General features: G+C 61.8%; 18 protein-coding genes and 2 pseudogenes. 10 read left to right on the top strand and 10 right to left on the bottom strand.

Annotated elements, in window-relative coordinates; translation table 11 throughout:
- Window positions 1-353: 353 nt before the first annotated feature.
- Both SO180_RS01215 and SO180_RS01210 read right to left on the bottom strand, forming a co-directional pair.
- Window positions 354-1,787, bottom strand: a complete 1,434-nt coding sequence (locus tag SO180_RS01215; RefSeq protein WP_449377017.1) for a hypothetical protein — start codon at window positions 1,785-1,787, stop codon at window positions 354-356.
- Window positions 1,747-2,796, bottom strand: a complete 1,050-nt coding sequence (locus tag SO180_RS01210) for a nucleoid-associated protein (protein WP_449377016.1) — start codon at window positions 2,794-2,796, stop codon at window positions 1,747-1,749. Before SO180_RS01210 ends, SO180_RS01215 begins: the two co-directional genes overlap by 41 nt.
- 348 nt (window positions 2,797-3,144) lie before the next feature.
- Here SO180_RS01210 and SO180_RS01205 point away from each other — a divergent pair.
- The 5 genes and pseudogenes from SO180_RS01205 (at window position 3,145) to SO180_RS01185 (ending at window position 7,116) form a co-directional block, all read left to right on the top strand.
- Window positions 3,145-4,588 (top strand): annotated as a pseudogene (locus SO180_RS01205) (IS1182 family transposase).
- Window positions 4,589-5,315: 727 nt separating this feature from the next.
- Window positions 5,316-5,897 (top strand): Fic family protein, encoded by a 582-nt coding sequence (locus SO180_RS01200; RefSeq protein WP_449377015.1) that lies wholly within the window; start codon window positions 5,316-5,318, stop codon window positions 5,895-5,897.
- 102 nt (window positions 5,898-5,999) lie between these two features.
- Window positions 6,000-6,263, top strand: coding sequence for a hypothetical protein (locus tag SO180_RS01195; protein WP_449377014.1), 264 nt, complete (start codon window positions 6,000-6,002; stop codon window positions 6,261-6,263).
- Window positions 6,264-6,514: 251 nt separating this feature from the next.
- Window positions 6,515-6,841 (top strand): hypothetical protein, encoded by a 327-nt coding sequence (locus tag SO180_RS01190; protein WP_449377013.1) that lies wholly within the window; start codon window positions 6,515-6,517, stop codon window positions 6,839-6,841.
- Window positions 6,838-7,116, top strand: coding sequence for a hypothetical protein (locus SO180_RS01185; RefSeq protein ID WP_449377012.1), 279 nt, complete (start codon window positions 6,838-6,840; stop codon window positions 7,114-7,116). The genes SO180_RS01190 and SO180_RS01185 overlap by 4 nt, the downstream gene beginning before the upstream one ends.
- 137 nt (window positions 7,117-7,253) lie before the next feature.
- On the opposite strand, the pseudogene SO180_RS01180 reads toward SO180_RS01185, so the two are convergent.
- Window positions 7,254-8,559, bottom strand: a pseudogene (locus tag SO180_RS01180) (IS701 family transposase).
- A 144-nt stretch (window positions 8,560-8,703) separates the two neighbouring features.
- Between SO180_RS01180 and SO180_RS01175 the strand changes: the two are divergent.
- Both SO180_RS01175 and SO180_RS01170 read left to right on the top strand, forming a co-directional pair.
- Window positions 8,704-9,150, top strand: coding sequence for a helix-turn-helix domain-containing protein (locus tag SO180_RS01175; RefSeq protein WP_449377011.1), 447 nt, complete (start codon window positions 8,704-8,706; stop codon window positions 9,148-9,150).
- Window positions 9,151-9,619: 469 nt separating this feature from the next.
- A complete protein-coding gene (locus SO180_RS01170) occupies window positions 9,620-10,009 on the top strand; it encodes a hypothetical protein (protein WP_449377010.1) in 390 nt (129 codons plus the stop codon).
- Window positions 10,010-10,032: 23 nt separating this feature from the next.
- Here SO180_RS01170 and SO180_RS01165 read toward each other — a convergent pair whose 3' ends face one another.
- The 3 genes from SO180_RS01165 to SO180_RS01155 form a co-directional block, all read right to left on the bottom strand.
- On the bottom strand, window positions 10,033-10,491 hold the full coding sequence (locus tag SO180_RS01165) for a hypothetical protein (protein WP_449377009.1): 459 nt from the start codon (window positions 10,489-10,491) through the stop codon (window positions 10,033-10,035).
- A 71-nt stretch (window positions 10,492-10,562) separates the two neighbouring features.
- The gene (locus SO180_RS01160) at window positions 10,563-10,934 is read right to left on the bottom strand and encodes an ElaB/YgaM/YqjD family protein (RefSeq protein ID WP_449377008.1); all 372 of its coding nucleotides are present in this window, start codon (window positions 10,932-10,934) and stop codon (window positions 10,563-10,565) included.
- Between the two features lie 78 nt (window positions 10,935-11,012).
- Entirely contained in the window at window positions 11,013-12,125 is a 1,113-nt protein-coding gene (locus SO180_RS01155) for an AI-2E family transporter (protein ID WP_449377007.1), read from the bottom strand.
- 213 nt (window positions 12,126-12,338) lie between these two features.
- Between SO180_RS01155 and SO180_RS01150 the strand changes: the two genes are divergently transcribed.
- Both SO180_RS01150 and SO180_RS01145 read left to right on the top strand, forming a co-directional pair.
- On the top strand, window positions 12,339-13,142 hold the full coding sequence (locus tag SO180_RS01150) for a L,D-transpeptidase (protein ID WP_449377006.1): 804 nt from the start codon (window positions 12,339-12,341) through the stop codon (window positions 13,140-13,142).
- 1 nt (window position 13,143) lies between these two features.
- Window positions 13,144-13,788, top strand: a complete 645-nt coding sequence (locus tag SO180_RS01145) for a DUF2865 domain-containing protein (RefSeq protein ID WP_449377005.1) — start codon at window positions 13,144-13,146, stop codon at window positions 13,786-13,788.
- Window positions 13,789-13,849: 61 nt separating this feature from the next.
- Here the strand turns inward: SO180_RS01145 and SO180_RS01140 are convergent, their stop codons facing one another.
- The gene (locus SO180_RS01140; protein WP_449377004.1) at window positions 13,850-15,946 is read right to left on the bottom strand and encodes a methyl-accepting chemotaxis protein; all 2,097 of its coding nucleotides are present in this window, start codon (window positions 15,944-15,946) and stop codon (window positions 13,850-13,852) included.
- Between the two features lie 284 nt (window positions 15,947-16,230).
- On the opposite strand from SO180_RS01140, the gene SO180_RS01135 reads away from it, so the two are divergent.
- Window positions 16,231-16,386: a Thivi_2564 family membrane protein gene (locus SO180_RS01135; protein WP_449377003.1), complete on the top strand. Its 156-nt coding sequence runs from the start codon at window positions 16,231-16,233 to the stop codon at window positions 16,384-16,386.
- 165 nt (window positions 16,387-16,551) lie between these two features.
- Here the strand turns inward: SO180_RS01135 and SO180_RS01130 are convergent, their stop codons facing one another.
- The 3 genes from SO180_RS01130 to cysD all read right to left on the bottom strand — a co-directional run bounded on the left by SO180_RS01130 (window position 16,552) and on the right by cysD (window position 21,747).
- The gene (locus SO180_RS01130) at window positions 16,552-18,717 is read right to left on the bottom strand and encodes a malate synthase G (RefSeq protein WP_449377002.1); all 2,166 of its coding nucleotides are present in this window, start codon (window positions 18,715-18,717) and stop codon (window positions 16,552-16,554) included.
- 296 nt (window positions 18,718-19,013) lie between these two features.
- A complete protein-coding gene (gene cysC / locus SO180_RS01125; protein ID WP_449377001.1) occupies window positions 19,014-20,930 on the bottom strand; it encodes an adenylyl-sulfate kinase in 1,917 nt (638 codons plus the stop codon).
- Window positions 20,931-20,952: 22 nt separating this feature from the next.
- Window positions 20,953-21,747, bottom strand: a complete 795-nt coding sequence (gene cysD / locus SO180_RS01120; protein ID WP_449377000.1) for a sulfate adenylyltransferase subunit CysD — start codon at window positions 21,745-21,747, stop codon at window positions 20,953-20,955.
- Window positions 21,748-21,798 lie beyond the last annotated feature (51 nt).

The following is a 21,798-nucleotide window of genomic DNA, read 5'->3' as shown; positions in this document are numbered from 1 at the left end:
ATGCGTCTTGAGCACGCGATCATTGAGCCAAATCCTGTAGCAGTTCATCGGCTCTCTCTCTTCTGCGGTCGCAAGACATCGCAACAGTGAGGCGTAACTGCTCTCCTGAAGACAGCGGCAGCGTCTGATCGCAGTTGATCTGAAGATTCAGAAATAAGGCAGGCCGCGAGGTCGTTGACCAGAATTCTCGCCTTGGCCCAAATGTCTCGAATTCGATCCTCACCGATTTCGTGAGCCGTGCCGTTCTCAAATGCTGGATTGTCCGCGGAAATGTCCGGATCAAGGTTCATCTTGCGCCAAACGGCGAGCAACAAGGTCCTTACAGTCTGTCCCGTGTCGAGCGCATGCGCGTCTTATGGCGGCTTCGTCGAAGGTGGCGGAACTGTAGCTGAGCTCGGCGCCACGCCTGTCGCGGCGCTCGATGGTGAGGGCGGCACATCGTGCAGGGTGTGCACCCCCGCTGCTACGAGAACTCCGATCAAAAATACGTAGGCCCCAAGCAGTACGCCGCGGGTTTCCCGGTAGTTCTTCATCGCTTCCTCGATAGGGGTTTCAGCAATTTCTTCCCGCTCGCGAACCGAGATATAGCTGTAGAGACTTTGCAACCAGCTCCGCCGGGACGAGGCTTGACTTTGGAAGAACGCCCGATTGATACGCCACTGCAAAACAAATGATACACCGATGAACGCAGCGGCAGCAAAGTAGAAAAGAGAAGAAATGAGGGTGTCCGACGTTTTGGCCGCGTCGCCAAAGATCTTCAGTATGAAAGGCGCTGCCGAGACGGCCAGGTCGCGCCAAAGCGTTGCTGCAAGGTCTTGCGCTCGTTGCGCCACCTTTTGAGTTTCATCAATAACCGTCTTGCGGAGATCAGCGAGCGCCTTCAGCGTCTCGCGACTGGATGATTGGACGTGAGCTTCATAGGCAGCTTTGGCCGCCTCAAGTGCCTGGTCCAAGGTCGTGGCGAGATCCTGCTGAGGACGGCTCGCCCGAGCCAGCTCACCAGAAAAGAGCAGATGGCGTGCCTCGATGTCCGTTCCCGAAAGGAAGACCCAGCTCGCGGCTTCAGTCAGTTGAGCACGAGCGTCCGGCACGGCAGGATCATCAGCCTTGATGCGATAGATCGGAGGCGTCGCCGTGGCCTGCAACCAAACCTGGCCTTCATCGAGCCAGGCGCGAGAGACGAGACCGCCCAGCAATCTGCGGGCAGCAATCCTTTCCCAGGCTTGATAGGCGGGCGATGAAACTGCTGGCGCGGCCACGAGCATCCAGGGATTGAGATCGGTGACGACTTCACGATCCGGCACGAAGTCGCGGACGTAACGGCTCGGATCGATTGGGTCGAGCGGGGATTCTGACGGTGGGGTCGGCTGCGCCAGATCCCATGCTGCGACCTCCAATCCTCGCGCGCGAAACCCCTGAGTGGAAGGGAAGTCTGCAATGGCGAGGCGCGGGAGGACAGTCCGTTGCGTCAGATATTGCGGAACGCCGGATTGGAAGATAAAGAAGACGCAACCATCCGCAACTGGCTTTCCAAGCGTGATCACCACCTCGCGCGTCGAATCAAAGACATCGCCCGCGACAAGATCTCCGCCGAGAGCCGGATTATAAACCTGCAAGGACGAGAACGGCGCCGGGACGTCGCCGGCGAATCCGAGCCAAGCCAGCTGTGCGTCGGCGGACGGCAGCCGCCCTCGCAACACGAGGGCGTCAACACGCTCGTCCGCCGAGGCGCCGTTCCCGACTAGCTCACGAACGCGCTCGACCAGATGTGTTGAGCTCGAGGTCATCGAGTGTGATCTTGTCCCTGATGATAATCTCGCCCTTGTCGCGATCGACCGAAATGACTGACGGCGTCAAACCGGCAGGAAATGTCAATTTAACCCCGCTTGCCGTCTCGACGCGGCGGTTTCTGGGCGCCGCAATCGCATTCTTTTGGAGCACGAACGATTCACCTGCCATTCCTTCGCGCTTCAGCCTGGCCTTGAAGTCTGTCACGACTGGGCTGTCGTCAGGCAGCGGTCCAAAAATGCTGTTCAGCCAATTTTCAGCGCTTTCGCCGTCGACGGATCCACCTGACTGGGTGGCATCATAGAGGCGTTGCGCCAGATTTTTCATCGCGTCTTGCGGAAGTATGTCTTTGTGCTTGTGTGCAATGTTGCGCGTGACGTCGATGATTGCCTTGGTCAGCTCTTCTTCCGTCCGCTGGCGTCGCACGAGCAGGAATTGTTCGAAATACGCGGCGGGCCGCTGGGGATTCTGGCGATCGACAACGCAGATTTCGTCGCCGTCTTTGCGCAGCTTGACAAGCGCGGCCTTCTGCAAGGCGTTGCGGTTCTGGACAAATGTCCGCTCGATTTCGCCGAAGGTCGGCTTCGGCTTTCGTGAGAGCCCATGGGTGACGTCGTAGTCGTAGGTCAGAACCTTCTCGTCCTCGAATTTCAACAGCGCAAACAGCCGGCCGCTCGAACAGGACAGGGAGAAGATCAAGAAAGCCCCCACAGCGGTGCTACCTCCATGGGCGTTATTAAAGGCGGTAGCCAGCTTTTCGCTCTCCTCCTGGAAGGTCGCCTTGTCCCGGCTGATGCGCGCGAGTTGCGCCCGGACTGGGGCATCTTCCAGAAATTCGTATCGGTTTCCGCTGTTGACCGAGCGGACGCGGCCCAAGAAAAAAGATGCGTATCGACCGGCGTCGAACTCTGTCAGTAGCTGAAAGTGCTCCTCTCCCGGGCCGACGATATGGAAAACGCTCTGATCGATGCGCAGGCTTTCAAGTTCCTGCTCACTGAGGAAGGCCATAATTCACCATAGAACAAAAAGAGAACAAAAGCAATTGGGTCGGTCTTTAGGCCCAGCCCAGTTACAATGCATCCGATGGATTAATCCTGCGTTTTGGTAAGCTTTCGATCTGGATTTGCACTTTTGCGCCTACCTCTTTGGTGATTGAGCGCCGTGGCGGACGCAGGGTCTGCGAAAGTTTTTCATGCTTCTTCTATTGCGAGATTCTCAGCTCAGAATCACTTTTCGGCCTGAGGTAGGCGGCGCAAACCAAATTCACATCCGTTATCGTTTTTCAGGAACTGAGCCTGGCTGTGTGAAAAGCCACGAGTCGGCTAGGATTTCTCCGTTTCCTGATGGGGGATACGGATGGGACGCTTCGTTGAAGGCCCGGACAGATCCCAGCTGACGCTCTTGCCGGAATGTCTGGAGGATTGGGTAAGCAAGGACAACGCGGTTCATGTGATCGATGCGTTTGTCGAGGCGATCGACCTGCATGGAATGGGGTTTGAGCGTGTGATCCAAGGAGACAGGCCGGCCGTCCTATCATCCGGCAGTCCTTCTGAAGCTTTACATCTACGGTTATCTCAATCGGGTGCAATCCAGTCGCCGTCTAGAACGTGAGGCGTGCCGCAATATCGAGGTGATGTGGCTGATCGCCCGCCTGGCTCCCGATCATAAGACGATCGCCGATTTCCGGAAGGACAATGGAGCGGCGATCCGGAAGGTTTGTGCGAAGTTCATTGCACTATGCCGGCAAATGGGCCTGTTGCAGACCCCAAGCGTCGCGATCGACGGCAGCAAGTTCAAGGCGGTGAACAACCGCGACCGCAACTTCACGCATGCCAAGATGACGAGGCGGATGGCGCAGATCGAGGAAAGCGTCGGTCGATATCTGCGTCAACTCGATAGCGCCGATCGGCAGGAGCCATCGGAAGCGATTAGCATCAAGACGACGAGAATCAAGGAAAAGATCGCTCGGCTGAAGCAGGAGATGAGCCGCCTGGAAGTGCTTGATGCGGAGATGCGCAACACGCCGGATCAACAGATATCGCTCACCGATCCGGATGCCCGTTCGATGGCCACCAGCGGACGCGGATCGGGTGTCGTCGGCTACAATGTCCAGGTCGCGGTGGACACCGAACACCATCTGATTGTCACGCACGAGGTCATAAACGTAGGCAACGACCGTGGGCAGCTTGCTCGGATGTCGAAGCAAGCCAAAGAAGTGCTCGAAGTGGACAAACTCGAGGCGGTCGCCGACCGTGGCTACTTCGACGGAGAGGAGATATTAGCCTGCGAAGAGGCTGGCGTTGTAGTCACCTTGCCCAAGCCCATGACGTCGAACGCCAAGGCGGAGGGCCGGTTCGGCAAACAGGACTTCGCCTACCTGCCTGATGAGGACGTCTACCGCTGCCCATCCGGCCAGCTGCTGCCCTATCACTACACCAACATCGAGCATGGAATGACGCTGCGCCGTTACTGGTCGACAGCGGCGTGCCAAGGCTGCGCGATCAAGAGCCAATGTACGCCGTCCAAGGAACGCCGCATCGCGCGCTGGGAGCATGAGCATGTGGTCGAGGAGGTCCAGAGACGGCTCGATTCCGATCCCGACGCCATGCGGACGCGGCGCGAGACGGTCGAGCATCCCTTCGGCACGATCAAAGCCCGTATGGGTGCGACCCACTTCCTGATGAAGCGCCTACCGAATGTCGCCGCTGAGATGGCGCTGCATGTTCTCGCCTATAACCTCACACGGGTGATGAACATCGTCGGCAAACCGAGCCTGATTGCAGCCATCCGCGCCGCCTGAAGGCCGGAAAGTGCGTCCAAAAGCGCAATACCGCGTCGCGATACCCACTTTGGCCGTCATCGAACGATCCGACGCGAGAACATGAGCCGCCTGCAACGATTGACGATCACGGCCGCGTGCCGACCTATCCGTTTACACACAACCAAGAGCCAATGCAGACAGACTTTTCAGGGCCCGTGAATGTTTTTCGTGACCGACGACTACCCGCGTTGGCCACGGGTATGCGGCGCTGCTCGACGCCTATGGCCTGGCCGTCCCGGTCCGCGCATCCTTTCCGCCGTTGGGACAAAGCACCGGATCATCGCGCAAGGGGGATGGCGCATCCTTACGCCACGCCATGCGCCGGACGCTACTCTCGAGGGACATCTTACGTTCGCGCTGAAGAACAAGGCCTCGACCTTGCAATTCTGAAGAGGCCTTTCCTCGCTGTGACGGAGGACGAGATTGCAGAGCTTGTGAGGCAGAAGCCGACGGGCCTCTATACACGACGTATCTGGCTTCTCTATGAATGGTTGTTAGAGCGTCAGCTAGATTTGCCTGCGGCAGACAAGGTCTCTTACGTCAATGCCGTTGATCCAGAACTTCAATACGCGTCCTCCGGGCAGAATTCGGTACGCCATCGGGTCCGCAACAATCTTCCGGGAGCACCGGGCTTCTGTCCGCTCGTCTTCAAGTCGCCGGCACTGACGCAATTGTTGCGCAGGATCTTAATGAGCGGGCGCGTGTCGTGGTGAGCCAGGTTCCGAAAGATCTGCTCGCGCGAACTGCCGCCTTCCTTCTTCTGAAGGACTTAAAGTCCAGCTACGTCATCGAAGGTGAGAGACCGCCGCAGGATCGCATCCAGCGGTGGGGCAGTGAGGCGGGACGGGCAGCGCTCGATGTAGCAGAGCTTTTACGCCTCCAGCGCATCGTGATCGGCGATGAGCGCTTCGTGAAGCTTGGCTTCCGTACCGAGGGCGGCTTCGTTGGCGAGCATGACCGCGAGACGCAAAGACCCATTCCGGACCATATAAGTGCGCGCCAAGAAGACATCGACTCCCTCATCCGCGGACTGATCGCATTCGATCAAGCAGCAGAAAACGAGCTTGATCCAGTTGTCGCTGCCGCCGTACTTGCCTTCGGGTTCGTCTACATTGATCCGTTCGAGGAATGGCCGTATTCACCGGTACCTCATGCACCATGTTCTGGCGCGGCGCGGGTTCAATCCTGCCGGAATCCACTTTCCTGTTTCAGCAGCAATTCTCGACAAGATCGGCGAATACAAGGAAGTGTTGGAAAGCTATTCGAGTCGATTGCTTCCGTGTGTTGAATGGGAGCCAAGCCGAAAGGGTAACGTCAAGGTTATGAACGACACGGTGATTTCTACCGCTTCTTCGACGCGACGCCGCACGCCGAGTTTCTGTACGAATGTGTGCAGAGAACGATCGACGAAGATCTTCCGAAGGAAACGCGATTCCTGCGGAGCTTCGATACGTTCCGGGCAGGTGTCGAAAACATCATCGATATGCCGGAACGGACGCTTAACGATCTCTCTGGATTCCTGCGGCAGAACGCAGGACGCCTTTCCAAGCGCGCTCGCGATGGCGAATTCTCGCAATTGACGCCGGATGAAGTCACAAGGATTGAAGAGCTTTATCAAACGGCATTCGCGGAGGACTCTGAAACATCCGATTAGTCGTGTTGGATTGTCTCTCTTTTTTAGTCAAGAGTATAACTCGCAGGCTGTTGAAGAAGTAGCCAAACGGTGGGCGATAAATGGAATGTCGTCGCCGCCTTCAAGGTATATCTCACCTTCAAGCGAGCCATCGGCGAGTTCTTCTGCCCAACCACGGCCTCTTGCGGGCTCCATCTCGTCGCTGCCATCCCTCGTGAAGTCGACAGCATCCGCCTGTCCTCACTGACGGGGCCGAGAGGAACGCTTGGATCGTGGCATTGAGAGTTGCCGAGTTGTTGTTCGGCGACGAAGATGCGCCCTTGGAGTCGACGACGCTGATTACATTGCGACGTTCTGTTCAGCAGTTCGACCGCGCCGAAATTGGGTTCCTCGATGCGCAAGAGCATTACATGATTAAGCTGCCCAGATCTCGCCCGCTCACGTCGAAGCGGCCGAAGACGGTCGCCGATCACAAGCAGATCAGCAAAGTCGAGTGGTACGACGGCCTTGATTGCGCAACGGCGCACCATGTTTGCCGGCCGAAGCTCTTATGGCCACGATCATCTGTCATTCGGCCTGCAAATTTGGAAGTCGATTGACCGTCGAACGCCCGATCACAGAACCGGGGCGGGCTCTTACATTATGTTCACAAAGGAAGGCGGCGAGTTCGCCCTGGATTGCCTCACGGGGCAGTTGCGAAGGCGATGCTGTCGAGTTTCACAGGGACGGCAACGACGAGATGGAGCCCGCAAGAGGCCGTGGTTGGGCAGAAGAACTCGCCGATGGCTCGCTTGAAGGTGAGATATGCCTTGAAGGCGGCGACGACATCCCCTTTATCGCCCGTCGATTGGCTACTTCTTCAACAGCCTGCTAATCTTACTGCGTCACAAATTTCGATAGCTACTTTGACGTGAGACTGCCCTGATGCAACAGGAGCATCGAGATAGTGTGGACGCGAGAGCGACGCTTAATCCTCGCCGAACGGTCGCGATCGAATTTGGAACGTGTCGTTCAGGCCGCAATGGCGGAACCCCTCGGGCGATAAGTTTCGGGAATTGTAATTTCTTCGAAAAGCCCCACGGAACGTGTTGCTGAGGGGGAAATCGTCTCCCGCTCGGAGACCAGGAATCCGTAGGCCGCGATGCACAGCGTTGCGTGATGGTGGAAGCCACGCCAGCCTCGCCCCTCGAAGTGGCCAAGGCCGATCTCCTGTTTGAGTTCGTGGTAGTCGCGCTCAATGCGCCAGCGCAGCTTGGCAATGTCGACCAGCTGACGGAATCCAATGTTCGCCGGAAGCGTCGAGAACCAATATTTGGTCGGTGCTTCCTCGCCCTCCGGCCACTCGATCAGCAGCCATTCCTCCGACCGGCTTTCGGCGAGCCAGTAATCTCGATGTGCCGGACGGATGCGCACACGGGCAAAACGCGAGGATAAGAGCTCTGCCGTCCCCTCACGCCACGTGATTTTACGCCAAGCATCGATTGGCAGGCCAATCGCAAGCTTCTTAACTGAGATCGGTTGATGCTTGCCATCACGTCGCAGCAACTTCGGAGGTCGCCCGCTCCCCGACCACTTCTTCGGCGCCCGCGGCCCAGTGCTAGGGCGCCATACGGACGTTTGTGGCTGGATGCCGGCCACATAGTTCAAGCCGAGATCTGTGATACTCGTACGCAGATCGGTATCAGCGCCATAGCCGGCGTCCATCAGCACTACGCCTCGCGGCAAGCCCCCTGCACAGGCCCAGCGCAATTGCTCAAGCGCGATGGCCGGCTTGGTTTTGAAGGTGATCTCCTTGGGCACACCGGCTTTGCGCCGACGCGGACGGTCGGTCGCCCACTCCTTTGGTAGATAAAAGGCGATACGCTACCGGCAGGCTCGCATGATGGTTGGCAATCGAAAGGGTCACAGCGACCTGACAATTGTCTTGCTTGCCCAGTTGGCCGCAATATTGCCGTGCAACCCCGACCGAATGCCGCCCCTTCTTTGGAAAGCCCGTATCATCGATGATCCAAGCTTCGATCTCTCCGTGGCGTTCGATGCTCGGCGGCACCGACTCACGGACCTTGGCCAACACTTGCTGGTCCGACCAGTCGCCTTGACCGACAAAATGCAACAATGACTGGTGTTGCGCTGCTGTCCGCTCAGGAGCCGTGATCGCCGCCATCGGCTCGACGCTCTTGCGATCGCAAGGCATCATCAGACCGGTGCAGTAATCGCGAAGCGGTTTGGCTCGGTCCGCGCGCCCGATCACGCTCGTAAGACCCTCAACATACGCCGAAAACCGCGACGCTACGTCCCCCGATTTTGCTAGACCCATCTCAGCCTCTCCGCATGCCGAAAAGATGAGTCTTCTCAAATATATGATTCTTCTCGGTAAACGCCGCGACACTCTGACTCAGTAAGACTAATCAGCAGGTCCAAAACAATCCGCCCGGTCGTTTCGCAGACTGCTCGCGAAGTGATGATGGAGCTAAAGAATTGCGCCCCGAAACTGATATCCGATCTCTCTCCAGTCACCGCCGACGTGCGCTATCGCACGCGAGAGCCCGCGCGTGTTCGCATTGACGGCTCTAGGTGGCACAGCAACTCTCATCCCGATGAGCTAATCGGGTGGCCAATGCGTCGGAACCAGAGACAGAGAAACGGCGGAGGACAGCTTATAGAGGGTCTGTCCGCTTCGAAGCCTTCAGATCCAAGAAAAATTCCGTTCGCGGAGCGCTTGACCTGTACGATCGACGAAGCGTGCCAAGCGACCGGCTTGGGTAGAACCAAACTCTATGAGTTGATAGGAGCAGGACAGCTCGATACGAGAACGGTCGGACGTCGCCGACTCGTGCTTGTGCGCTCGCTCCGCTCCATGCTCAACGCCAGTTGTTCAAAGGCTGACGGCATCGAAGATGCTTCGTAGCAAAGCGATTTCTACTGTTTGGCCGACGAAGGAGGGGGTGCTCAGGACGGCGAGCCTCAGCTTGCACCTTGCTCGGCCTGCGCAGTTACAGCAGCCCAATTCAGCAATCAAAACCTGTCACGTCAAAGCGCGCTTGAGAAACCTTTTGATCGGCACGCAGGTCCAATGGTGGGGCGGTCGGTGGGGCGGCAACCAAAACAGTGCGAATATCCGCAGAAAAAAGTAAGGCGCGACTGGCATCACCACAGTCGCGCCCTACGTCACCGGTTTATGGGGCAGGGGGGAATAACCGGCTGCCATGATGACTCCGGCGCGCGAGAGTCGTTCCAGGCGTTGCAAATTATTTTTGATCCGGTTTTTTTGGGGCGGTCTTTCTTCGCACACGGTTAAGTGATCGTGACTGCCGAGAACCCCGGACAATCCGGCAGCGTTGTTCCAGCGATCGCCATGGGGCGAGGGACGAACAACCATGTCACAGATCAGCAAAGCGTTTTTCGGGGCAGTCGCCATCTCGTTGACGCTCGGTGCCGTGCAGCTGGCGTCGGGTCACGATCTCGCCGATCGCTGGCAGGCCGTCGCCGACAAGCCGAGCCACGTTGTCAATCGCGCCGCCAAGGCGGATCGCATCGCCGATCGGAGGCCCGCAGCCGTGCCGACCCGCACCGTGTCGATGCGCCTCAACGATCTCGCCGATACGTCAGTGTTGCTGCGTGTTCCCGCGAGGATCGAGACCGGCAATGCGAGGCCGCCCGTCTTGCTGCAAAAGCAGGGGCGCAAGCCTACGGTCGCCTGCGAGCCCGTCGTCAGCTCGTTGACCGAAATCGCAAAGCTGCTCCAGCCCGGCCGCTGCGTGACCTGATCAGTTTGAATTCTGCTCGATAACTATTCGGCCGGCTCGGGCGAGGCGTTCTCTTCGGCTGTCCCGGCCCGGCTTGCCATGATTCCCAGCGCCACGCCGCCGATCGCGAGGATGGGAAGCAGCCGCTTGACGCCGATGGCGCGGACGATCTGCAAGCCCGTCGCAATCAGCATCGGATCGGACAGCATGCTTTGGGCTGCGGATCGCGCGGCCTTTTCCGCCGCCTGTCGCGCACGCTTCTCGGCCTCTCTCTTGTAGGCGATGTAGCTGCCGGCGGCGGCCAGCGTGAGCAGGAAGAACACCCCGGCGCCGGCAAGGCACGCCTGCACCGGGCCATAGTTTTGCAGCACCAGGATGAAGACCGCGGCGCAGAGAAATGCCGTGGTGATGAAGAGCGCAAGCGCCGCGGCTGCGGCCAGCGACGTCAGCCGCACGGTGGTCCCGGTGGACGCGCTGATGCCGTCGATAATCCGTTGAAACATCGCCCTCGCTCCTCAATCCCTCCTGCCAGCGTCCAAAGCGCGATGACGAGTCATGCTGATCTCATCGCGCGTTAGCGGCGCCAGGCAATGCCGATCAGGAAGCCGATACCGAGCGCCAGTCCCACGGTCGCGAGCGGGCGCTGGGTGATGGCATCCTCGAGCGTTTCCTCCAGCGAGGTCGCTGCGTCCTGTGCGGCATCCATCATCGCGCTGCCGCGCTCGGAGGCGTCATCCATCGCTGAATCCATCTGTTGGCGCGCCTGCTTGTAGCCTCGCCGGGCCTGCTTGCCCGCGGAGTTGGCAAAGGAATTGAGCGCGTCAGTGATCTGTTCGGTGAGGGCGGCGATATCGTTTTTCACGGCTAGGACATCCTTTTCGAGGCGTTCGCGGGCGGCCTTGTCGGTCCAGTCTTTCATTCCTGTTTCGGTATTTGTCATTGACATCGAAAGCTCCGGATCGTTGGCGGTGAGCTAGCCGGAAAAACGTTCCGCCGTGACGGAAGTTCCCGTTGCGGAAACTGCCTAGTCACCTGGCAGTTGCGGCGCATCCGCCGGCGCAAGATGCTCCTTCAGGATCAGCGCAACGATCAAAAGCGGCGATGACAGGAATGCCCCCATCGGGCCCCACAGCCAGGTCCAGAAGGCGAGCGCGAGGAATACCGCCAGTGCATTCAGTGCCAGCCGCCGGCCGATGATGGTGGGCGTGACAAAATGTCCCTCCAGGAAGGTGAGGCCGCCAAAGGCGAGCGCTGCCATCAATCCGCTGCCAAGGGTCGGAAAGGCGATCAAGCCGACCACGACCAGTACGACGAACATCGCGATCGGTCCGATGATCGGTATGAAGTTCAGCGCTGCCGCCAGCGCGCCGAGCCCGGCCGGATTGGGCATGCCGGTCAGCGCACAGACGATGCCGGCGGCGATGCCGACGCCGATATTGATGACCGACACCGTCAAGAGATAGCTGCCGAGATGGACCTCTATCTCGTTGAGGATCCGCAGCGTGCGCAGCCGGGCGTCGCGATCGCTGAAGGTCATGATCAGTGCGCGCCTCAAGTCGCGCCAGCTCGCGATGAACAGGATCAGGGTTGCGAAGAAGAGCAGGAATTCGGTGAAGGTCGGCGACAGGAATTCCAGGGTCGGCTGCACCCACTCGAACTTCGGCATCTGGAAGTTCGGCAGGCCTTCCGAACCGCCGACCATGGCTTGCAGCTCCTGCCACATTGCCAGCGGCCGGTCGAACAAATGCAGCTTGTCCTTGAGCTGCGCGCCGAGCTCCGGCAGGCGGGTGCTCCATTCCATGACCGGCGAAGCGATCAGGGCGACGACGAAGGTGACCATCGCGGTGACCGTGACCACGATCAGCACCGCGGCCAGCGCGCGTGGTACCCGTTGCCGCTCGAGAAATGTCGCCGCCGGCGACAGCATGGTGCCGGTGACGAAGGCCATCACCACGGGAAGGAAAAACGGCTTGCCGACATAGAGCACGGCCACGACCGCGATCAGAAGCATACCCGCAAGCGAGAAGGCGACGAACTCGGTACGCCGGATCACCGGCGGCAGGTCGCTCTTGCTGTCGGGAAGCGGCGTGCCTTCGCTGTCCTTGGAAAGCAGACGCTCACTGGGAAGGACGTGCACAGCCATTCTCCCGCACGAAGCTTACGCTCCGCGCGCGCAAGACTGCCTGAAGAACGTGCCTCTGATCGGAAGGTTCCGTCGCGTACTCGTGAAGTCGCCTTGGCTTGACTGTGACCGGTCGGCTGCGCGAGCGCGCGGAACTTGAGCCGTCGCAAGCGCGTTTGTTCAGGCAGCGCATCACCCTGATGCACTTCGATTCAAACGGGGCAGCACATGACACAGTTATCTGCATCCCACCGGCGGCTTTCGCCGCGCACCTTCACCGCGTTTGCCTTTGCGACAGCATTGCTGACGATGCCAGCCGGCGTCGCAAGCGCGCAGACCCTTGGCTTACAGACTCTTGGCTTCACGCCGATGCAGCTACAGGCCTTCCCGCAAAACAACTATGTGACCGAGCAGCCGCAGGCCTCGGATGATCCGGTCGCCTCGGACGATGCCGTCCTGCCCGAGCGGCTGCGCCGGCAGATCGTCAGCTTCGACGGCAGCCAGCCGGCCGGCACGGTCGTGATCGATACCGGAAATACCGTGCTCTATTACGTGCTCGGCCAGGGCCGTGCGATCCGCTACGGCGTCGGCGTCGGGCGCGATGGCTTCACCTGGTCGGGCGTGCAGTCGATCAGCCGCAAGGCGGAGTGGCCGGACTGGCATCCGCCGGCGGAGATGATCGCGCGCCAGCCCTATCTGCCACGCTTCGTCGCCGGCGGCCCCGGCAATCCACTCGGCGCGCGCGCGATGTATCTGGGCGCGAGCGAGTATCGCATCCACGGCACCAATGACCCCACCACGATCGGAAAATTCGTCTCCTCCGGCTGCATCCGCCTGACCAACGCGGACGTCGTCGATCTCTTCAACCGGGTCAATATCGGTACCAGGGTCGTGGTGCTTCCGAAGAACGCGCCGCTCATGGCGCGGGGCAGCGACGGTAAACCGGCGCGCCCGGTCACGACGACGCTGACCTCGGGACGCCAGGCGCTCAACGTTTCGGCCGTCTCCCTGAACGGTTCGGCGCCGAGGTAACATGATCAGGCGTTCGACCGGCAAACGGATGAGAGCGGCGGCCTTGCTGTTCGCTTCGCTTAGCCTGGCGCTGACGTCGTCGGCGCGCGCGGAGGATTTCCTTTCGGCGCTGTTCGGCGCGTTCGGTGCCCGGCCGCCACCCCAGATCAGGATGCCGTCCCCCGCCGACGACATGCCGCGCTACGAGGCGCCACGGGTGCGCTCCTATGGCGGCGGACAGGCCTGGTGCGTACGCACCTGCGACGGGCGCCACTTCCCGGCGCAAGGCAACGACAGCGAAAGCAAGGCGCAGAGCTGCAACAGCTTCTGTCCGGCGGCCGAGACTACCCTGGTCTATGGCAGCGACATCGACGACGCGGTCACGGAGACCGGGCAGGACTATGCCGACCTGCCGAATGCCTACCGCTATCGCAACGAGCTCGTCGCGGGCTGTACCTGCAACGGCAAGGATTCCGTTGGCCTCGCCGCGGTCAAGGTCACGGACGACCCGACCTTGCGCAAGGGCGATATCGTCGCGAGCCCCGGCGGATTGGTGGTCGCCAATCGCAATGCCAACGACAGGCACGGCGTCGCCATGAACTTCTCGCCGCTGCCGGAATCCGTGCGGGCGAAATTCCGCCACCTGCCGGTGGTGGCGCGGGAGTAAGTGCTTCCATCTGCGCGCGGGCTGGTCCCGTGCTCGGCGAGGGCGCCCTCGAGCGCGGGGCCTATGCCGCGCGAATCTTGCCGAGGAAGTCGCTGACCTGGTCGCCGAGCTGGCGGCTTTGCGTCTCGAGTAGTTCGGAGGCGTGCTTGACGTTGTCAGCGGCCGCGGCGGCCGCATCGGCATCGGCCTTCACGCCCGTGATATTGTCCGAGACGTTCCTCGTGCCCTGCGCGGCAAATTGCGTGCTGCGGGTGATCTCCTGCGTCGCCGCGCCCTGTTCCTGCACGGCCGCCGCGATCGCGGTCGCGACCTCGTTGACCTCGCCGATGATGCGGCCGATCGCCTGGATTGCGGTGATGGCATCGCCCGCGACCTTCTGGATGCCGGCGACCTGCTCGGAAATCTCCTCCGTTGCCTTGGCCGTCTGGGTTGCCAGCGATTTGACCTCGGAGGCGACCACGGCAAAGCCGCGCCCGGCTTCGCCGGCGCGGGCCGCCTCGATCGTGGCGTTGAGCGCCAGGAGGTTGGTCTGCGCTGCGATGGTGTTGATCAGGCCGACCACTTCGCCGATCCGGCTCGCAGAGGAAGCAAGGCCCTGAACGGTCCCGTCGGTATCGCGCGCCTGGCTCACAGCGCGGCTTGCGATGCCGGCTGCATGCGCCGCCTGCTGGCTGATGTCGTTGATCGAGGCGCTCAACTCTTCGGCGGCCGAGGCGACACTGTCCACGCTCGTCGACGCGTCGCTGGAAGCCTTGCCCGCGACCTGGACGCGCTCGTTGGTCTGGCGCGACACGGTCGAGAGATCGCCCGAGGTCTTGCGCATCTCGCCGGAAGCCTGGCTCAGTTCGTCGAGCGTCCTGCGTACCAGGCTCTCGAACTCGCCGACGGAAGCCTCGACCGCGCGCTGACGCGCCGCGGTGCCCGCATTGCGCTCGCGCTCCTGGGTCTCGATCGTGAGCTTGTCGGCCGCCTGCTGCTTGAAGGTTTCGAGCGCGCCGGCGAGAGCGCCGATCTCGTCGCGGCGGTCGAGATAGCCGCTGTCGACCGAGAGATCGCCGCCGGCGACCTTGAGCATGGCGTCGCGAATGTTGTGCAAGGGCCGGATGACGCGGCGGGTGACGGCGATCATCGCGCCGACCGCGAGCGCGAGCGCAAAAGTCAGCATTGCGATCTGCACCGCAAGCGCACGGCTCGCGGCCGAATATTGGCCCGCGGCATAGTCCCGCGCTTCATCCAGCGCGCGCTCGGCGACCGCGACCGCAGTGCCCATGCGCTGCGCGGTTTGCGGCGTCCATTGATCGGCGGTCAGCTCGGTCTTGGAGCCGACCATGATCTGGTCGATCAGCCGGTCGCGAAGCGCCAGGTAGTCTGGATTGAAATAGGCGGCCTTGGCCGCGCTCATGGCGCCAGCGAGCAGCGGCGAGAGCTGCATGCCGAGGGTGGAGGATTCCAGCCCGCTCCAGGAATTCTCGATCGCACCGACCGATTTGGTGTAGGTCTGCTGCGCTTCCATCGGCAGGCTGCCGGTCGCCACGAGACCGGTCGCCACCAGATCGGACGCTTCGCCGGCCGTATTGCGCAACAGCCAGGCGGCCTGCTTGATCGACAGGAGCTGGTCGATCAGCGGGTCGTTGTGATTGACGGCGGCCGTCAGGTTGGCAGAGATCTTTTCGAGTGTCGCGAGCAGCGCGCCGGTGGCCTCGGTATAGTCCTTTGCGAGATTTGGGTGCCGCGCCTTCTTCGCCTTGCGCATGTCGTCCCAGGCATCGCCCTGGAGTGCGGTGAGCCTCTCGACCTCCCGGTTCAGCGCGCCCACCAGCGTCGTCTGCTCGGCGAACGGAATAGACGGCAGCAGCGCCGCTGCGGCGCGGATCGCCGGCATTTCAGCGTCGTGAATGCCGTGCAGGAACTTGTCGATCTCCGGCGAGACCGCAGCCTCGCCGTTCAGCGCGCGCGGGGTCGACGAGCGATCGGTGCGCAGATTGTGCATCGCCTTGAAGGCGTGGCTCGAAGCTTCGGCGACCGCCGCGATCTGGCTGGTTGCGCGCAGCCGCTCCCAGGATTGCCAGGCTGTTGTGACGAGCAGCCCGACGACACAGGCTGCGAGCAAGGCGATGACGGACTGGAGCAGCGTCGATACGCTCAAACGGCCAAACATGACTGGAATCCCCCCGGAAGCCGCATATTTCTCGCAAAAGGGGATGAATTTAGTTGTAACGCGCGATAGCAGGATAGCCGGGGGAGCATGGCAGGGCGCGCCGACCGGCGGATGTTAAGAGATCGTTACCCCCCGCATTGTCGTCCTGGCAAAAGGGCAGAGTCTTGGCCATTGGCGCTTCTGGTAGAAATACGCATTTGCCAGAGGTTGTAGTGGGTTGCCTGAATGGAACCGGAGCGAGGGGCGCGGCGTTGGGAGTCCGTTAGCAAAAGGGGGGCCCTGCGATGCTCATCGGCGTACTCGTCACCTTTCTCGTCGTCGTCCTCGTTCTTTATCTCATCAACATGCTGCCGATCGACGGCCGCGCCAAGCAGATCGCGCGCGTTATCGTCATCATCATCGGCATCGTCTCTCTGTTGAAATATCTCACGGTGTTTTAGGCCGCGGCCGTAGCGTCGTAGTCTGGATGAGCGAAGCGACATCCGGGCTGAAATTGAGGCATGCCGGATATCGCTGCGCTCATCCCGGCTACAGGCTAAGCAAAAAGCCCCGGCGCGAGCCGGGGCTTTCGGTGTGTCGGGTCGCGTGGCTATTAGCCTGCCGTCTTAGCCCAGAGCCTTGGCCTCGCGGCGGCGTGCGGTGAGGATGTACTCGGTGTAGCCGTTCGGCTGCGTGCGGCCCTTGAAGACGAGATCGCAGGCGGCCTTGAACGCGACGCCGTCGAACGACGGCGCCATCGGCTTGTAGATTGCGTCACCGGCGTTCTGCTTGTCGACGACGACGGCCATGCGCTTGAGCGACTCCATCACCTGCGCCTCGGTGATGACGCCCTGGTGCAGCCAGTTCGCCAGATGCTGGCTCGAGATGCGCAAGGTGGCGCGGTCTTCCATCAGCCCGACGTCGTGGATGTCAGGGACCTTGGAGCAGCCGACGCCCTGGTCGATCCAGCGCACCACATAACCCAGAATGCCCTGGCAGTTGTTGTCGATCTCCTGCTTGACGTCATCGGGCGCCCAGTTCGACTTCGACACCGGAATGGTGAGGATGTCGGACAGCTTTGCGCGGGGCCCGCCCTTGGTGAGCTCCTGCTGGCGCGCGATGACATTGACCTGGTGATAGTGCAGCGCGTGGAGCGTCGCCGCCGTGGGTGAGGGCACCCAGGCAGTGGTGGCGCCGGCTTGCGGATGGGCAAGCTTCTGTTGCAGCATGTCCGCCATCTTGTCGGGCGCTGCCCACATGCCCTTGCCGATCTGGGCGTGGCCGGGCAGGCCGTCGATCAGTCCCATGTCGACGTTCCAGTCCTCATAGGCCTTGATCCACGCTTGCGCCTTCATCTCGTTCTTGCGGATCATCGGACCCGCTTCCATCGAGGTGTGGATCTCGTCGCCCGTGCGGTCGAGGAAGCCGGTATTGATGAAGACGATACGCTTGGAGGCTTGCTGGATGCAGGCCTTGAGGTTGACGGTGGTGCGCCGCTCCTCGTCCATGATGCCGACCTTGAGCGTGTTCTCCGGCAGTGCCAGCATCTGCTCGACGCGGCCGAAGATCTCGCAGGTCAGCGCCACTTCGTCAGGGCCGTGCATCTTCGGCTTGACGATGTAGACCGAGCCGGTGCGGCTGTTCTTGCTCTTCGAAAGACCCTTGAGGTCGTGGATCGCAAGCAAGCCCGTGACGGCGGCATCTAACAGGCCTTCCGGAATCTCCTCGCCCGTCTCATCGAGCACCGCGTCGGTGAACATGTGGTGACCGCAATTGCGCATCAGGAGCAGGCTGCGCCCGTGCAGCTTCACTTCGCCCTTGCCGTCCGGCGTCTTGTAGCTGCGGTCGGTGTTGAGCGAGCGGGTCAGCGTCTTGCCGCCCTTCTCGAAGTCGGCCGAGAGCGTGCCGTTCATCAGCCCGAGCGTGTTGCGGTAGACCAGCACCTTGTCCTCGGCATCGACCGCGGCGACGGAGTCTTCCATGTCGAGAATGGTGGAGACCGCCGCCTCCATGATCATGTCGGCAACCCCGGCGGGATCGTCCTTGCCGATCGTGTTGCTGCGGTCGATCTTCACCTCGACATGCAGGCCGTTGTTCACGAGGAGCACCGCGGACGGCGCCGCCGCATCGCCCACATAGCCGGTGAACTGCGCGGCATTCTTCAGGGCGGTGGCGTTGCCGCTCTTCAGCTTCGCCGCGAGCTGGCCTGCGACCACGCTATAGGCGGTGACGTCGGTGTGGCTGCCGGTCGCGAGTGGCACGGCGGCATCGAGGAAGGCTTTTGCTTTCGCAATGACCTTGTCGCCGCGCGCCTTGCTGTAGCCCTTGGCGGTGTCGGCCGCGTCATGCGGGATCGCATCGGTGCCGTAGAAGGCGTCGTAGAGCGAGCCCCAGCGCGCATTCGCTGCGTTCAGCGCGTAGCGCGCATTGGTGAGGGGCACGACGAGCTGCGGCCCGCAGATCTTGCCGATCTCTTCATCGACATTGGCCGTCTCGACCTTCTGCGTCGCAGTCTCGGGCAGCAGATAGCCGATCTCCTTCAGGAAGGTGGTATAGGCATTGATGTCGAACGGCTTGCCCTTATTCGCGCGATGCCAGTCGTCGATCTTGGCCTGCAAGCTGTCGCGGACCGCGAGCAGCGCGCGGTTTTTGGGACCCAGCTCCTTCACGATCGCGGCAAGCCCGGCCCAGAACGCGTCCGGCGCGATGCCCGTCTTCGGGGCCGCTTCCTTCGCGACGAAGTCGAAGAGAACAGGGGCGATCTTCAAACCATGGGCGTCGTGGCGTTTCATGAGGGGCTTTCTTGTTGGATTTGGCTGTTTTTGGCCGCCTTTGACCCGCTGGCAGCAAAACGCGCCCATAACGGGCGACTTTCGAGGCCCTATTAGCCTCAAAACCGGGGCGGTGAGAAGACCCCTAAAGTCTGTCAAAATGTCAAGATGGGGTGCCGCGGACCAACGCAACCGTTGTCATTCCCCGCGAAGGCGGGGCATCCAATACGCTGCGGCTTCTCCGTATCCCATCGCTGTCTCTGGGATACTGGGTCGCCCGGTCAAGCCGGGCGACGACAAGGGGAAATAGGCGAGCCTCAAATATTCGCGGCGAGGTCGACGACCTCGTCGAACAGCACGCCGCTTGCCTTCAGCATCTGTTCGATCGCGTCGGTTGCGTCCGCGACCGAACGTGTCGAGGTGTCGATGGTCAGCTCGGCACCTTGCGGCGGCTGGTAGTCGTTGCCGATGCCGGTGAACGACTGAAGCGCGCCGGAGCGGGCTTTCGCGTAGTGGCCCTTGGGATCGCGGCTCTCGCAGACTTCCGCGGGCGTCGCGACGTAGATCTCGCGGAACGTCGTGTCGGCGATGCGGCGCGCCGTGGCGCGGTCCTCGCGCGCGGGCGAGACGGCCGCGACGATCGCGATATGGCCGTTGCGGGCGAGATGCGTCGCGACTTCCGCGAGCCGCCGGATGTTCTCGCTGCGATCGGCGGCAGAGAAGCCGAGATCGCTGTTCAGCCCCGCGCGCACCGTATCGCCGTCGAGCAGGATCGGCGAGCCGCCATTGGTGAACAGACGCCGCTCCAGCGCTTTTGCCAGCGTCGACTTGCCGGAGGCGGGAAGGCCGGTGAGCCAGACCACGGCGCCGTTGTGCTGATAGCGCGCGGACCGCTCGTCGGGACGGAGTGCGGATTCCACCGGCACGATGTCGACGGGCACGGCGCGCTGTCCGGCGTCGACCGACAGCACCAGGCCGCCGCCGGCGATGCGCCCGGAGACCTCGATCACGAGGCGCCCGGTGCGCGGGTTCTCGGTATAGGGATCGGTGGCAATCGGATTGGAAAGCGAGATGTCGATCTCGCCGACATGGTTGCGGCCGATCGCCTTGTTCTCGCTGCTCGAGAGCTCACCGGGGTCGACAGCCTTCTCGATCGCAACGACGGTGGCGCGGCTTTCCTTCGGCCCGCAGCGCACCAGGAGCTGATCGCCCTTGGCGAGCGGCTTGTCGTGCAGCCAGAAGATGCGCGCGCGCAGGCGCCGCGTCTCGCGCGGCGCGGCGCCCGCATGCGCGATGATATCGCCGCGCTCGACGAACAGCTCGCGGTCGAGCGTGATGCCGACCGAGCGGCCCGCACCCTGCCGGGTCGCAACCGGCGTTACCGGCCAGCTCTCGACGGTCTTGATCTTGGCGATCTTGCCAGCCGGCATGATCACGATCTCATCGCCGGCAACCAGGCTGCCGGACTCGATGCGGCCCGCCACGATGCGGCGGTCGTCGAATTTGTAGATCGCCTGCACGGGCAGGCGCAGCGCCAGCGCCTTCAGCGGCCGCGCCGGCTCGAGCCGGTCGAGCGCCTCGACCACGGTCGGGCCCTTGTACCAGCCGATGCGATCGGTACGTTCCGCGACGCCGTCGCCGTCGCGCGCCGAAATCGGGATCACCGCCGTCGGCGTGACACCGAGGCCCTTCAGATGTGCCGAAATCTCGTCGCTGATCTCCTTGAATCGATCCGCGCTGAAATCGACGCGGTCCATCTTGTTGACGACGATCGCGACCTGCTTCACGCCGAGCAGATGCAGGAGATAGCCGTGCCGGCGGGTCTGGTCGCGCACGCCTTCAAGCGCATCGATGATCAGCACCGCGCCGTCGGCCTGCGAGGCGCCGGTGATCATGTTGCGGAGGAATTCCGCGTGGCCCGGCGCGTCGATCAGGACGATGTCGCGCGAATTGGTACGGAAGCGGATCTGCGTGGTGTCGATGGTGATGCCCTGGTCGCGCTCAGTCTGCAGCGCGTCGAGCAGGAACGACCATTCGAAGGGCATGCCGCGCCGTGCGCTGACGGCCTTGAGCATTTCGAGCTTGCCCTCGGGCAGGCTGCCGGTCTCATGCAGGAGGCGACCGACCAGCGTCGACTTGCCGTGGTCGACATGGCCGACGATGACGATGCGGACCTGCGGACGCGTGGTGCCGTTCGGAGTTGCTGGCGTAGCAGAAGTGACGAGCATGTTCATAGCCGCGTTGCGTCCTCAGGGATCAGAGATAACCGGCGACGCGCAGGCGCTCGAAGGCGTCCTCGGTCTCATGGTCGAGCGCACGGCCCGCGCGCTCCGGCACCTTGGTCTGTTCGAGCTCGATCAGGATCTCGTCGATGTTGGACGCTGTCGAAGCGACCGGATTGGTGATGTCCTGATCACCCAGTGAGCGATAGCGCTTGCCGTTCTGCGACAGATAAAGCGGGATGATCGGGATGTTCTCGCGCTTGGTGTAGGCCCAGATGTCGGCCTCGGTCCAATGCAGGATCGGATGAATGCGCAAATGGGCGCCCTGCGGCGGCGAGGCGTTGAAGTGGTCCCAGAACTCCGGCGGCTGGTCGCGCACGTCCCAATTGCCTTCGAGACCGCGCGGCGAGAACACGCGCTCCTTGGCACGCGTTGCCTCCTCGTCGCGACGGATGCCGGCGATCAGGCCGTCGAAGCCATATTTGGCGAGCGCCATCTTCAGGCCTTCCGTCTTGCGTGCGGCCGAGCGTGCGGCCGGCGGCAGCGTCGGATCGACGGCATCAATGGGCGGGCAGGGCTCGACGCGCAGGTCGAGCTCCCATTCCTTGCCGTAGTGATCGCGGAAGCGATACATCTCCGGAAACTTCTTGCCGGTATCGACATGCAGGGCCGGGAACGGCATCCGGCCGAAGAAGGCCTTCCGCGCCAGCCAGATCATGACGTTGGAGTCTTTGCCGAGCGACCATAGCAGGGCGATCTTCTTCAACCGGGCGAAGGCCTCGCGGAAGATGTAGATGCTCTGCGCTTCCAGCTGGTCGAGATGGTCCATGCTGGGCGGGAGATCTGCAGAAGATTCTTGCGCGCCCAGGCGCCCGATGAG

The sequence above is a fragment of the Bradyrhizobium sp. UFLA05-112 genome (assembly GCF_053572325.1).
This window is presented reverse-complemented; position numbering and strand designations above follow the sequence as displayed.